Raw genomic sequence first — 13,377 nt, 5'->3', positions numbered from 1 at the left:
CAGACTCCATACTCTATACTTGCACCATGTTGTTTTATGAAATCAGGCTAGGTCGGACTTTGAGAAAGATTAAATCCATTCTGTTCAATATCTTATTGGTGCTTTTGCTTTTACCAGTGATGCTCGTTGGCATAGTGAAATACGTCGATCCACCAATTTGGGGATGGAAGATCAGCCGCATGATTTCTCCTCCTGAGGGATTCCCTGAAGAGAGTCAGAATGAGTGGGTGCCTTTGAACGATATTTCTAAGCACATTCAATTGGCCGTGATCGCGACAGAAGATCAAACGTTCCCGACCCATTACGGTGTGGATTTCGATTCTTTATTTAAAGTGATTTCTCAAGCCGGAGAAAATGGCCCTTCGCGTGGTGCGAGCACGATTACTCAGCAAACTGCAAAGAACGTGTTTCTGTTTCCTTCCCACTCTTATGTGCGCAAAGCGTATGAGCTTTATTTTGCTCTGCTGATGGAAGCAATGTGGAGTAAAGAACGCATTCTCGAAGTGTATTTGAATGTGGTGGAATTTGGGCCGGGTATTTATGGCGCGGAAGCCGCTGCGCAAAACTACTTTGGTATTCCTGCTAAACAACTTTCAACACGCCAAGCAGCAAGGCTTGCAGTAGTGCTGCCAAATCCATATCGCATCAAAGTCTACCCTCAGACTTCATACACCATCAGCCGCGTCAATTGGGCGATGAGACAAATGCGCAACCTTGGTAGCGTTCAGCTTTAAACTCCCTTTTATCCTGCTCATAAATAGAACTACGCCCCAATAAAAGCAAAATGTGAAGCGTCACAAGCTTTAGGGCGTAGCCTTTCAGAATGATGTGATCAGTTTTTCATCCATTTACTATTAGTGTGAATAAAACTACAACACGAATACTGCGCCTATGCGCAACCAATGGACTGAACGATGAAACTGAATCTGATTACGACTACCTTATTGCTTGCATCGGCAAGTGCCATCGCCGAGCCAAACATCACCATTTCTACCACGACCAACAGCCGTGACTTTCCTTTAAGTGCAGAGCAGCCTTTGGTTGTGCCATTAACCAAAGATGGCTATACGCTCAAAATCACTGGCGTTGAAGGCGACTGTGTGGCGCCTGATGGTCAGAAGGTCAAATTCAACAAACCTATCGCGCTGAACTGTGGACAGCCAACAGAACTGCCGTTAAAAATCCGCTTTACCGGCGACTACTCTTTCGCTTTTGATACGGAAGCGAAAACACTGCGTTTTAAGCGTGAACCAAAGAAATCTGCTAACACTGAGTTCAAACGCCCAATCCCACAAGTGCAATGTGAGGTTTACCAAGGCGGCGAAGTCACCATCGCGTTAGGTGACAGTTTCCCAGATGGCACCAAGTTGCGTGATGCTTACTCCGGGCAAATGGTCGAAGTAAAAGATCAGCAAGTATCGCTGACGCCAAGCAAAGATTCAGGCGGGTTGGTGCTACTAGAGCCAGTGAAGAAAACCAAAGAAGCAGTACCGTTTGATTATCGCAATGCCAACATTTACTTCGTGATGGTCGACCGTTTCAATAATGCCGATACGAGAAATGACAACAGCTATGGGCGCAAGAAAGACGGCAAAGAAGAGATTGGTACCTTCCACGGCGGTGACCTAAAAGGCGTGATTGAGAAACTGGATTACATCAAAAGCCTAGGTACAGATGCGATTTGGTTGTCGCCAATCGTTGAGCAAGTGCATGGTTTTGTAGGCGGCGGCGATAGCGGCTCATTCCCATTCTATGCCTACCACGGTTACTGGACGCGTGACTTTACCAAGATTGATGAGAACTTCGGTAACGAAGCTGATCTTAAAAAGTTGGTGGAAGAGGCACACAAACGTGGCCTTAAAGTCTTGATGGACGCAGTAATCAACCACACCGGTTACTCAACGTTAGCCGATTTGCAATTTGACGGTATTGAGGTGTTAAAACCAAACACTGATTTACCGAAGAAGTGGGGCGACTGGCAACCAAAAGCGGGTGAAAATTGGCATAGCTACCACCAGAATATTGATTACCAGAGTCCAAACTGGGCGAAATGGTGGGGCGGTGATTGGGTAAGAACAGGTTTGCCGGGCTACCCTGCACCGGGCAGCAGCGATATCACCATGTCATTGGCGGGTTTACCTGACTTTATCACCGAATCAGACAACGCCGTGAAGCCTGCACAATGGCTATTGGATAACCCAGGCACTCGCGTAGAAGCGCGTGACAATTACACCGTTTCCGATTACCTCATTGAGTGGCAAACTGATTGGGTGAAACGCTTTGGTATTGATGGTTACCGTGTCGATACGGTGAAGCACGTTGAAGGTGATGTGTGGAAGCGTTTAAAAGAAGAAGCGTCGAGCAGCCTTGAACAGTGGCGTAAAGAGAACGGTAAATTGGGTCAACCATTCTGGATGATGGGTGAAGTATGGGGACATACCGCTTATCGCAGCCCTTACTTTGACGATGGCTTTGACGCCTTGATTAACTTCGACATGCAGAAGAAGTTAGACAAAGGCGCGGCGTGTTTCAGCCAAATGGCAGACACCTACCAAAGTTACGCAGATACTATCGCTAATGAGAAAGACTTCAACCCAGTGAGTTATATGTCTTCTCACGATACCGAGCTGTTCTTCTCTCGTTTCAAAGATTATGGCATGCAGCGTAATGCCGCGAATGCACTACTTTTGAGCCCAGGAGCTGTTCAGGTTTATTACGGTGACGAAGTGGGTCGTAACATTGGTCCTTACGCAGACGATTTCCATCAAGGCACACGCTCTGACATGGTATGGAAACTGTCAGATGAGAAGCAAGCATTGCTAAAACATTGGCAAACACTTGGTCAGTTCCGTAAAGCGCACCCAGCGATTGGTGCGGGTCAGCATCAAGTGATTGAACAAGAAGGCGCGTACGTGTTCTCTCGTTCGCTTGGCAATGACAAAGTCGTTGTGGCGTTTGTTGGTCGTGAGAAATAAACGACACTACGGCATCAGCCCCTCCTCGCTTGAATGTGGGGAGGGGCTGCGTGAGTGCTAATAGGTTTTTATTTCTAGATAGTCGTATTTAAAAATCAATATCAGAGGTTTTGAAAGTAATCAGTCCAACAAGATATTTGATGATGGATATGACACAAGCAATGCCAGCACAGCCGATTAAAGTCATCGCCAAATCACCAAACTCAGCGGCTCTGTGAAGGCCAAATCCGATGACCAGATAATAGAACAAGCCTAATAGTGCTCCTGCACTCCCTAAGTGATCGCGATAGTGAGTTAACGCGCCGCTTAAGAGGTTTGGAATAGCTAGTCCAAATGATAGGGAAACCAATACCACAGGGATGAAAAACCAAACTGACTCTTGCATGATGAATACACCAAATCCGCCAATCAAAAGTAGCCACGATGCAAACATCACAATCTTTTCGTGACTTAAATGCATGCGTATTAACTTCATATTGATGACAGAGCCTAATACAGAACCCAGTGCGAGTATGAACCCTGTATTGCCGAAAAAGTTAACGCTTGCGCCCAGTTTTTCAAACATAAATGGTGCGATGCTGTAATAAGAAAACAGCGCAATGTTAAACAACCCTACCATGAGTGTGATGTACCAGATGTGCGCATCGGTCAGCATCTTTATACCGACGGATAACAGGCTATCTTTTTTGGTGTGTGCTGGCTTTGTCTCCGGCAATTTGAACAACGACCAAACCAACAGTGCAATGATGAACACGACCATGGCGATGAAAACCCATTGGTATCCGCCGAATGATGTTAGCCAACTGCCAGCCAACATTCCGATCACAGGGCTAATGCCGATCGATGTTCCAACAATCGAAAAAACGTGGCTGAGCTCTTTACCATGATAGCCATCACGAATGATGGTTTGCGTGCAGACAGAACCAACCGCCGCTCCAAAAGCGCAGCAACCAAAACCGGTTAGCAGCAAATTGAATGTTGGTGCGAGCATGGTAAAAATGGCTGCAATAATAAAGACGATCAGCCCTAGTATCGTTGATACTCTTCGACCTATGACGTCACACATTCTTCCCCAAAAAACCACACCAAACGCAAAAGCGACAAAGAAAATGGACATCGCTTGTGCGGCTTCATTGCTACTGACGCCAAACGTACTTTTCACGGAAGTCAGTGCAGGGCTGTACATTGTCTCGATGATCTGTGGAAACATTAAGAGCACAACAGCCAACGGAATGGACACTTTTTCTATTAATTTATTCATTGTTAAGTTCTCAAAAATACCTCTATTGCTGAGCGTCGTTTGAACATTTAGCTTGATGTTGAGTGAACGACATTCAATTACGTGCTTCACGTTTCTTGGTTTACGTGATGCAGCAAAGTATATCTGTGCCATGCTTTGGGCTTATAATGAGAATCAAACATAAAATATCGAAATAAGGACAGGTTGATTTCAATGGCATTACTTTCGAAAGGTGATCATTTTTGTGCTGATGAACACAATGGATTGGTCATTGGCGTCGCTGTCGAGGTATCGGATCATGATTCAGGTGTTCATTTCCATGCGAAAGACCAATTACTTTCATCACAACATGGTTGCATGACGATAACGCTTGAGGACGTCAAGTATGTGTTGCCACCTATGAGAGCAGCATGGATTCCTAAAGGGGTATCACACAACGCTCAGTCAACGAATGTGGCGCAATACCGTTCTCTCTATTTTGACCCGTCATTGACAGAGCGTTTGCCGCGGAAGATTCGAATTTTCGATGTGACGCCTCTGATGAGAATCTTGATCGAAAGGATGTCTTTCTGGCCATTTGATAAACCTGAAAGCGAACAGATCAATACCCTGAATTTATTTATAGAAGAGCTTAACGATTCTGAAGATGTCTATTTACAATTGCCGTTACCTAAAGATTATCGATTACAGTCGTGGATCGCGAAAATCGATGATGAAGCGTTTACAGCGCCTTCTTTGGCTAAGTTAAGCCAATTGGTTGGGGCGAGTGAAAAGACGATAACGAGGATCTTTAATCGTGAGACGGGGATGCCGTACCAAAGTTGGCGTCAGCAATGGCGTCTGCTGGGGGCCATTGAGTTGTTATCCAGCGGCATGAGGCTATCGGATGTTGCGCATCGGTTGGAGTTTTCAAGTGACAGCGCATTCATTTACTTTTTCCGCCAAAAGACGGGGACCACGCCAATGAGTTACTTAAACAATGAGCCAAGTTTTGGGAGTCAACTCAAATAGTCGTCCAATTGCTATTTAGCCTCGTGCTCTTATGATAAAGAAAAGCCCTTCCTTGACGACTCAGGGAAGGGCTTTGTTATTTTCGATTCTTACTTAGCTACTTCAATAGCTATCGGTATCAATCGCTATTTATTTCTTTAGCTCTTGGTCGATGACTTTCTCAAGCTCTTCGAAAGGTACATAACCCGGAATAACTTGGTCATTAATGATGATCGCTGGTGTGCCACGTAGACCTAGGCGAGTGAAGTACTCGTAGTTCTTATCCAACAGCGCTTTGGTCTCTTTGTCGTCAACAAGCTGTGCTTCGGTGCCTGTTTTCTTAGCGATTTTTTGCAGCGAACTTGCATCGTGTGGTCCCGGTTTTTTCACCAATAAGTCATGTACTTGCTTGTATTTGTCATGTTGGTTTTGCCATACGTTCAATGCGTAGCTTGCTGAGTTGTAACCGTTCTTCTCGTACTGTTCTTTGAATGATACCGTCATGTTCAGTACTTTTATTTGCGGGTATGCTTTCTCTACCTTCACCAACTCGCCTTCAAGACGCTTACAGAAAGGACAGCTGTAATCAGTCACATTGATGATAGTCAGTTCTGGATTCTCCGCCCCGAAATACGAGTGCTTGCCATCGTTCAAGTAAGTGCGCACTTCTTCAAGCGTAGAGCTGAATGATTTTTGGTAGGCGACGTACTCTTGTAAGTTTTGATGCAAAGAGTCGAGGACTTGCGGGTTCTCTTGCAGTATCTGCGTAATGTCATCCAGTTTCTCTTGAGTGGTTTTTTCTGCTGCTTGTGAAAACATTGGCACTACCGTAAGTGCTACCGTTAAAAGGGTACGTGTGAATTTCATGATCTTTCCTAAAACTATCGGTCTTCACTGTTTTGTTAGTGAAGTGGTTAAAAATAAAACAATTAATTTGGGGGCAATAGGCCCTAACAATCGGGTTTTATTCTCTAAACACACACAGTTTTAGGTGCACCCGAACTTTTTCGGGTATCGGTTCGGTATGATGACGGAAAGCGTTACGTTCACCACCACAGATAGAGAGTAAGATCAACGTAAACAGAAATAAGGGAACAATGAAGCTATCCAGATGGTTTTGTGAAACCTGAATCAACTTTTCAGATAGTTCACACTGTTTCGTTAGGCCTTTCTCGCTCTTTTGTTGTTGCGCAGTAGCGTGTTCAGCCGTGACTTGATCCGCTATGAGAGGGCAAGATTGATAGAGGCCCGCATTTTTACTTAAACAGATCACGATCACCCAAGCTACGAGGGCAAGTGTCCAGCGAGCGATGTTAGATTGTGATCGAAGCAAAAGGCAAATCCTAGGTGAAACTCTATATATGACCGCACAACCCTAAATTAAATTTCATTGGGCTTTTGTTAGTTTTTGGTCAGAAAACACCAAATAAGCAACAAAACATGAAGCACGTCGAAGGTGTGGTTAAATACAATTTTGCTCAAAAGTTAAACATACTTTGTTAAACGTTTGATTCGTACGGATGTTAGATAAATCTACCTTATCTTGGTCATAAATATTTATTATCTTTTAAATGTGATTCAAATCATAAAATAAAACTTCATAACTGAGTGAGATGATTGTTCGGCAAACGGATTGATTTTGATCATCTCTCTAGCACATTATTCAAGGGATCATCTATGTGTTCTGTTCCACATATATAGGTGAATTTATGACAAGCCCTGTTCATGCTGAACGCAAGGTAACGATTGGGTGTTACATCGCACTCGCGTTTGCGGTTGTGTTCTTCTCTGGTTTAATGCAATCCAACGAATGGTATGGTGTATTCGACTTTACCACTCTTAATGGCTCTTTCGGTAAAGTGGCTTACGGCGTAACGGAAGGTGCGGATGGCGTGGTACAAGCTGCGACTACCTCTTTCCGCGGTACTGGCGGTAGCGGTGCTCGTGACGGTTTCATTTTCGCACTTACTTTGATTCCAACCGTTATGTTCGCATTAGGTATGATCAACGTACTTGAGCACTACGGTGCACTTGAAGCTGCTCGTAAGCTTCTTACTCCTCTTCTACGTCCTCTTATGGGCATCCCTGGTAACTCTGGTTTGGCTTTGATTGCTTCTCTACAAAGTACCGATGCAGGTGCGGCAATGACGCGTCAGCTAAAAGATGAAGGTCACCTGACTAAGCGTGAAACGGACGTATTTACCATGTTCCAGTTCACTGCGGGTGCAACTATCGTGAACTTCTTCTCATCGGGTGCGGTACTGTTTACGTTGACGATGGCTGACGGCTCTCTAGCGGTAACGTCTTCAATTGGTTTAGCGGTTGTTGTGATGTTTGCATTTAAGATCATCGGCGCGAACTTGTTCCGTATCTACCTAAACATGACGGAAGGTAAAGAAGACAAACAAAACCAAAACAAATCTGAGAACCTAAAAGAGGAGACGGCATAATGGGTGACGTTAAAGCGAAAAAACCAATGGTGACGGATATCTTCGTCGAAGGTGCTAAGAAAGGTTGGGTGATTGCGACTACCTCTACGGTTCCTAACGTATTGATGGCATTCGTTATCATCAAAGCGCTGCAAATCACTGGCGCGCTGGATCTGATGGGTACTGTGTTCTCTCCAATCATGGCGGTGTTTGGTCTTCCTGGTGAAGCGGCAGCCGTTCTTATCGGCGCTTGGATGTCGATGGGCGGTGCAGTGGGTGTGGTTATCACGCTGTTTGACCAAGGTATCCTTAACGGCACGCACATTGCGATTCTAGCGCCTGCTATCTACCTTATGGGTTCTCAAGTTCAGTACATGGGTCGTATCATGGGCCCAATTGGTACTGAAGGTCGTTACATCCCAGTTATGATTGCAATCTCAGTATTGAACGCGTTTGGTGCAATGCTGGTGATGAATCTGTTTGTCTAGGAGTGAGTCATGCAATTCTCTCTAAATGAATATCTAGGAGAGCTACGTCCGCTAATCAATGTGGATTGTGGCACTTACACCACTGATGGTATCGAGTTCATCGCTTCTCAATTTGAAGAGAAGTACCAAGCGATGTCAGGTTGGAGCGTAAAACGCATCGACTGTGGCAGAGCCGGTGTTGGTCTTGAAGTTCGAAATAAGCCGGAAGCTGAGCAAATCGACGTGATGTTGATTGGTCACATGGATACCGTGTTCCCTGTGGGTACCGCTGAGCTTCGTCCAATGTCTCAAGATGCAGAGAAAGCCTACGGTCCGGGCGTCTCGGACATGAAATCTGGCTTGCTGAACATCGTATACGCGATGCGCAATCTAGACCAAGCGGTGTTGGATAAGCTGTCTATTGCTATCTGCATGAACCCAGATGAAGAAACGGGTTCTCTGGATTCTGTGGATTGGATTCAATCAGTAGCGAAAAACGCTAAGAATGTACTGGTTGCAGAAGCAGCACGTGCAGACGGTGGTTTAGTGAAAGCGCGTAAAGGCATGGCTCGCTACAAAATGACCTTTAATGGCGTTGCTGCTCACGCAGGTAACGAGCCAGAAAATGGTCGCAGCGCAATCACTGAGATGGCGAACTGGATCTTGGCAGTCAATGCAATGACCAACTTTGAATCTGGTACCACGTTGAACGTTGGTATTGTCTCTGGTGGTAATGGCGCTAACATCGTCCCTGAACATGCTGAAGCGATTGTGGATGTGCGTTTCTGGAGCAACGAAGAATACGATGATGTCGATAGCAAGCTAAACGGCATGCTGGAAACACCATTCGTTGATGGCGTAAGTATCGAATTGGTTCGTGAAGCTTATAAGCCTTCTATGGTGCCAAGCCTACAAACAGAAAGCCTGATGATGCTAGTTGAAGAAGCGGCAAGTGAACTGGCGATCGACATCAACTGGAAAGAAGTAGGTGGTGGCTCTGATGCAAACAACACTGCAATTCTTGGCGTTCCAACTTTGGATGGTCTAGGGCCTATCGGTGCAGGCTTCCACAGTGATCAAGAGTACTTGTTGCTTGAGTCTATTGAACCACGTATCAAAATGCTGATGCGTGTACTGGAGAAGATTGCTCAATAAGGCATTCTGCTTCTAAAGCTTGGTTCCCAAAGCTTTTGGTTTCAAAACTTTTAGTTTCCAAGACTTTTTTTGTTTCCAAGGCAATAATCCCCGGACTTCGGTTTGGGGATTTTTTTATTTAGCCAATTGGCTTCCTTTCTTCATTATCATTACTCGCTATTAATCCTACGTTCAGGTTCATCGCCTTAATATCTATGCCACAGTCATAAGTTTAGGAGGCACGATGACCACAAGCATGTCTGTAAATTCGGCGTCCGATGACGTCTTAGACCAAACGATGCAAGCACCAGATGAGAAAACCTTCTGGCGTAAAATGAAAAATTCCGTCAAGAAAGCAGGCGAAGAGATTGCTGTTATGGGCATCAAATCATGGCTCGCGATGGCAGATTCCAATACCTCTGTTCGCCACAAAGCTATCTTAGGTGGCGCATTAGCTTACTTTGTTCTCCCCACTGATATGGTGCCCGACGTACTAGCAGGCGTCGGCTTTACCGATGACATGGCAGCACTTACCCTAGCCGCGAACTCGGTCGGCAATGCCATTACCGACGAGCATGAAGAACAAGCGAGAGAAAAGCTGAGTTCGATGACGGAGTAGGCGTCAATTCTTCATATAATCTGTATCGCTCCAAGGCTAAATAATATGATTTCGAACAGCCTGAACTATGTCGTGTAATTGCCGATGGCGATATTCAAACAAAGTAGTCCTATCTTTAAACCTGCTTGAGTGTAAATATTAATTCTAACAATTTCCCTTTCAGTAAAAGTTGCTCGCATTCTAGTGAACTTCCTATCGAATGCTTTCTCTCAAAAGTTTAATGTCTACGTAAATTAATTCTGTATGACATTATGAAATTAATTCAATCTTTGAATTTATCAATTCTATTATTTTTAGGGAGCAGTAGCTTGGTTGGGAAAGAAGTGTACCAGTACACTCCAGAGATTCATGGTGTGTTGACGCAAAGTGGCACTCCGATGAATGATCAGGAAGTCGTTTTAAGAGTTGGAGTTCGAGGAGATATACAAGAATTTATCGCACGAACTGATGACCAAGGTCGGTTTTCATTTCAATCTGTTCAAGAAACTAAACCTACTAGCTCTAGTTTTTTAGATCAAAAATATGTACTGGTGTTCCTGAAAACATATTTGAAATCTGGTGAAGAAATAACTATTTGGGAGTCATCTATTGATGGTTACGAGATTGATGACTTTGCTAAAAAAAATATGATTGATTTAAATTGTGAAGTGACTGATGAACTTTACTACTTTGCTTTCTCTTATTTCGAAAATGGCGATGATGATACTTATGTATATAGCCAGTGTCGATTGTTTGGATATGTTGATTCTGGAATATATGAGGAATAAGTAATGAAGTCTTTATCACCACGATTAGCATCAAGAATAGCTGAAATACCATATTTAGCTTATGGCAAAGATAACAAAAGAGTACAACCTTACATCGCTAGGTCATTTTCATTTAATACTCGCCGGGATGTTTTTCAAGGAGTAACGGGAGGTTTCCTTGGGCTTGGTAGCATGACTTCTGACTTTATGGTTATAGGGTATGGTAAAGGTGAGTTTTCCGATCATTTAGTACTTTCATTTAGAGGAACTGAAGACAATATAGGCGATAAGCTTGCTGATGGTAATATTGGCTTGAAGGGATCTTCTAATGGTCAGCCAGCACATGCTGGTTTTGTTAATCTATTCAACAGTCTCAGACCTCAACTCACTAACTTTTTTTCAGGAAGACAAGCTCCTAAAGTCGTGCACTGTGTAGGGCATAGTTTAGGTGGAGCTATTGCTTCTCTTACGGCTGACTGGATTAAAGCGAAATACAAGTATTGCGTTCATCTATATACGTTTGGTGCCCCAAGGGTTGGACTCAAGTCTTATGCTCTGAGGAACGTTGATAAATCTTATAGATGTACACATGGCGCAGATCCAGTGACAATGATTCCGTTGTGGCCATTTACTCACTCAGGTACTGAATATCGACTAGATGGAAGCTCAGGAGTTTACTTTTTTACACATACTTTACCGAAGCGAGGGACCCCTGGGTATATAAATACAGCGAGTCATGAAGAATGGGAAAAGCTACAACAACGCTCAACGGATTTTTTGAACAAACGTGTTAACTTAAGTTATGAGAGGAGAAAAGAAGCGACTCTCAATACGACTTGGATTGAAAGAGTATTTTCTGCAATACTAACTCTATTGAGAGATTCCGGATTTGCTCATATCTTGCAGGGAGGATTTTCCTCGACATTAACGATGTGGGATGTATTAGCAAGAACATTAGCGAAATTATCTAGTCTCAAAGACAACTATGCCTCACGTATTAAAGGTATATTAGGTCATATAAACATAATGTCTGGCAACCCCGCTGTTAATCTTTCCATTATAACTTACTCAGTGATCAAGTGGTCTTTTACGAGGCTGATAAATAAACTTGATTCATTAGCCAGAAGCGCACTTAAAGTTGCAGCTTGAACTTCCTCAAATAAAACAAAAGCCCCGATGTTTCCATCGGGGCTTTCATTTAGACAGGATAATTTAGCTTGGAAGGAATTAAGCTTCCGCGCGTTTTAGATGTACTTCTTCTTCTTCGACTCCAGCTTTTGGATCGTTGAAGCGAGCTTCATCCAATGCGCCTTCCGATTTAGCAACAATGATAGTCACTGCACTGTCACCGGTGATGTTAACTGCGGTACGAATCATATCAAGTAGACGGTCAACACCCATGATAAGTGCAATACCTTCTAGTGGTAGACCTACTTGGTTCAATACCATTGCTAGCATTACTAGACCAACACCAGGAACACCTGCGGTACCGATCGACGCCAATGTTGCCGTCATGATAACCATTAGGTAGTCGCCCATAGTTAGGTCGATATTGAATGCCTGTGCGATGAACGCTGTCGCCACACCTTGCATGATCGCCGTACCATCCATGTTCACGGTTGCACCCAGCGGTACTGTGAACGATGATACGCGGTTCTCAACACCCATGCGGTGCTTAGCCGTTTCCATTGTCACTGGAATCGTCGCGTTCGATGATGCTGTCGAGAAAGCAAACATGATCGCGTCTTCCATCTTACGTAGGAACGTAATTGGGTTTAGACCCGTGAAGCCTTTTAGCATCAAGCTGTAAGTTACAAGGCCGTGCAGCAATAACGTACCTGCTAGTACAACAAAGTATTCAGCAAGGTTGAAGATTGCGCTTAGACCAAGACCGGTAAACAGCTTCGCCATTAGGAAGAACACACCGTAAGGCGCTAGGTTCATCAAAATCGCAACCAGCTTCATGATGACTTCATTCAGATCAGAGAAGAAAGCGGCAATACGCTCGCCTGGCTTACCCGCTGCACTGATCGCGATACCGAATAGGACGGCAAACACGATAACTTGCAGGGTTTTACCTTCTGCCATCGCGCTGATTGGGTTAGTCGGGAACATATCAATGATCACTTGACCCAAAGATGGCGCTTCTGCTGATTTGAATGAACTTGCTGCAGTTAGGTCTGCACCAGCGCCTGGCTGGAATAGCGTACCCATGGTTAAAGCAAGTGTGATTGCGATAGCGGTTGTTGCTACGTAGAAAGCAAGGGTTTTACCACCCATGCGACCCAATGTTGATAGGTCTTTTAGGGAGCTGGTACCACAAACTAGCGAAACAAATACTAGCGGTACGACAAGCATTTTTAAGCTGGCAACGAAGATCTGTCCACCAACTTCGAATAATCCATTAACAATGTATGCGTCGACAAATCCGTTGTCGGCGAAAAGTGTGCGAATTGCAAATCCTGTCAAGATACCCGCTACCATACCCAAAATTACGCGGCTGGTGAGCGACATCGGTTTCTTGGTATTCATGAGAACACTCCTTATAGTTATGCACCTTAAGTTCACTTCAAGGCGGCGAGCAGATTAGCAGTGGAGTGTGAAAATACGAAAGAATAATCGTCTGAATGGTTAATAGATGTGAAGTGAGTCACTCTAAAAAATAGAATTTTAACCAATAAGTAACGAATTGAATGGTTGAAAAGTTTTAAATTTAACAAATTTATCGAATATACAACCGATAGAAATGATTTCTTACATTTTTAGTTAATAGAAAA

13 protein-coding genes are annotated in these 13,377 nt (G+C 44.1%); 9 read left to right on the top strand and 4 right to left on the bottom strand.

Annotated elements, in window-relative coordinates:
• The first annotated feature begins 59 nt into the window (after positions 1-59).
• Both mtgA and BCT11_RS11480 read left to right on the top strand, forming a co-directional pair.
• On the top strand, positions 60-734 hold the full coding sequence (mtgA, locus tag BCT11_RS11485) for a monofunctional biosynthetic peptidoglycan transglycosylase (protein ID WP_268988996.1): 675 nt from the start codon (positions 60-62) through the stop codon (positions 732-734).
• A gap of 180 nt (positions 735-914) precedes the next feature.
• Positions 915-2,975: an alpha-amylase gene (locus BCT11_RS11480; protein WP_042604773.1), complete on the top strand. Its 2,061-nt coding sequence runs from the start codon at positions 915-917 to the stop codon at positions 2,973-2,975.
• A gap of 88 nt (positions 2,976-3,063) precedes the next feature.
• On the opposite strand, the gene BCT11_RS11475 is transcribed toward BCT11_RS11480, so the two are convergent.
• Positions 3,064-4,236 (bottom strand): MFS transporter, encoded by a 1,173-nt coding sequence (locus tag BCT11_RS11475; RefSeq protein ID WP_042604805.1) that lies wholly within the window; start codon positions 4,234-4,236, stop codon positions 3,064-3,066.
• Between the two features lie 192 nt (positions 4,237-4,428).
• Here BCT11_RS11475 and BCT11_RS11470 point away from each other — a divergent pair, with 192 nt between their 5' ends.
• Positions 4,429-5,226, top strand: a complete 798-nt coding sequence (locus BCT11_RS11470) for a helix-turn-helix transcriptional regulator (RefSeq protein ID WP_102388365.1) — start codon at positions 4,429-4,431, stop codon at positions 5,224-5,226.
• Between the two features lie 129 nt (positions 5,227-5,355).
• Here BCT11_RS11470 and BCT11_RS11465 read toward each other — a convergent pair whose 3' ends face one another.
• Both BCT11_RS11465 and BCT11_RS11460 read right to left on the bottom strand, forming a co-directional pair.
• On the bottom strand, positions 5,356-6,072 hold the full coding sequence (locus tag BCT11_RS11465; RefSeq protein ID WP_038881328.1) for a DsbA family protein: 717 nt from the start codon (positions 6,070-6,072) through the stop codon (positions 5,356-5,358).
• 97 nt (positions 6,073-6,169) lie between these two features.
• Positions 6,170-6,538 carry a hypothetical protein gene (locus BCT11_RS11460; protein ID WP_038868980.1) on the bottom strand — a complete coding sequence of 123 codons (369 nt, stop codon included), beginning with the start codon at positions 6,536-6,538 and terminating at the stop codon, positions 6,170-6,172.
• Positions 6,539-6,914: 376 nt separating this feature from the next.
• Between BCT11_RS11460 and BCT11_RS11455 the strand changes: the two genes are divergently transcribed.
• From BCT11_RS11455 to BCT11_RS11430, 6 genes are all read left to right on the top strand, one after another.
• Positions 6,915-7,655 (top strand): nucleoside recognition domain-containing protein, encoded by a 741-nt coding sequence (locus tag BCT11_RS11455; RefSeq protein WP_063344166.1) that lies wholly within the window; start codon positions 6,915-6,917, stop codon positions 7,653-7,655.
• On the top strand, positions 7,655-8,122 hold the full coding sequence (locus tag BCT11_RS11450; RefSeq protein ID WP_005374849.1) for a YjiG family protein: 468 nt from the start codon (positions 7,655-7,657) through the stop codon (positions 8,120-8,122). Before BCT11_RS11455 ends, BCT11_RS11450 begins: the two co-directional genes overlap by 1 nt.
• 9 nt (positions 8,123-8,131) lie before the next feature.
• The gene (locus BCT11_RS11445; protein WP_042604770.1) at positions 8,132-9,256 is read left to right on the top strand and encodes a M20 family metallopeptidase; all 1,125 of its coding nucleotides are present in this window, start codon (positions 8,132-8,134) and stop codon (positions 9,254-9,256) included.
• Positions 9,257-9,479: 223 nt separating this feature from the next.
• On the top strand, positions 9,480-9,854 hold the full coding sequence (locus BCT11_RS11440) for a YkvA family protein (protein ID WP_009698021.1): 375 nt from the start codon (positions 9,480-9,482) through the stop codon (positions 9,852-9,854).
• Between the two features lie 251 nt (positions 9,855-10,105).
• Positions 10,106-10,621, top strand: coding sequence for a DUF6795 domain-containing protein (locus BCT11_RS11435; RefSeq protein WP_133152148.1), 516 nt, complete (start codon positions 10,106-10,108; stop codon positions 10,619-10,621).
• 3 nt (positions 10,622-10,624) lie between these two features.
• A complete protein-coding gene (locus BCT11_RS11430; protein WP_038868987.1) occupies positions 10,625-11,749 on the top strand; it encodes a lipase family protein in 1,125 nt (374 codons plus the stop codon).
• Between the two features lie 78 nt (positions 11,750-11,827).
• Here the strand turns inward: BCT11_RS11430 and BCT11_RS11425 are convergent, their stop codons facing one another.
• The gene (locus tag BCT11_RS11425; RefSeq protein ID WP_038868990.1) at positions 11,828-13,132 is read right to left on the bottom strand and encodes a dicarboxylate/amino acid:cation symporter; all 1,305 of its coding nucleotides are present in this window, start codon (positions 13,130-13,132) and stop codon (positions 11,828-11,830) included.
• Positions 13,133-13,377 lie beyond the last annotated feature (245 nt).

This window comes from Vibrio sp. 10N.222.52.B12, from assembly GCF_002875385.1.
Lineage (GTDB): Bacteria > Pseudomonadota > Gammaproteobacteria > Enterobacterales > Vibrionaceae > Vibrio > Vibrio jasicida.
This window is presented reverse-complemented; position numbering and strand designations above follow the sequence as displayed.

Excerpts from the sequence above, each read along its gene's own strand:
- BCT11_RS11480 (WP_042604773.1), top strand. The coding sequence starts at position 915 with ATGAAACTGAATCTGATTACGACTACCTTATTGCTTGCATCGGCAAGT.
- BCT11_RS11475 (WP_042604805.1), bottom strand. The coding sequence starts at position 4,236 with ATGAATAAATTAATAGAAAAAGTGTCCATTCCGTTGGCTGTTGTGCTC.
- BCT11_RS11470 (WP_102388365.1), top strand. The coding sequence starts at position 4,429 with ATGGCATTACTTTCGAAAGGTGATCATTTTTGTGCTGATGAACACAAT.
- BCT11_RS11465 (WP_038881328.1), bottom strand. The coding sequence starts at position 6,072 with ATGAAATTCACACGTACCCTTTTAACGGTAGCACTTACGGTAGTGCCA.
- BCT11_RS11455 (WP_063344166.1), top strand. The coding sequence starts at position 6,915 with ATGACAAGCCCTGTTCATGCTGAACGCAAGGTAACGATTGGGTGTTAC.
- BCT11_RS11450 (WP_005374849.1), top strand. The coding sequence starts at position 7,655 with ATGGGTGACGTTAAAGCGAAAAAACCAATGGTGACGGATATCTTCGTC.
- BCT11_RS11445 (WP_042604770.1), top strand. The coding sequence starts at position 8,132 with ATGCAATTCTCTCTAAATGAATATCTAGGAGAGCTACGTCCGCTAATC.
- BCT11_RS11440 (WP_009698021.1), top strand. The coding sequence starts at position 9,480 with ATGACCACAAGCATGTCTGTAAATTCGGCGTCCGATGACGTCTTAGAC.
- BCT11_RS11435 (WP_133152148.1), top strand. The coding sequence starts at position 10,106 with ATGAAATTAATTCAATCTTTGAATTTATCAATTCTATTATTTTTAGGG.
- BCT11_RS11430 (WP_038868987.1), top strand. The coding sequence starts at position 10,625 with ATGAAGTCTTTATCACCACGATTAGCATCAAGAATAGCTGAAATACCA.
- BCT11_RS11425 (WP_038868990.1), bottom strand. The coding sequence starts at position 13,132 with ATGAATACCAAGAAACCGATGTCGCTCACCAGCCGCGTAATTTTGGGT.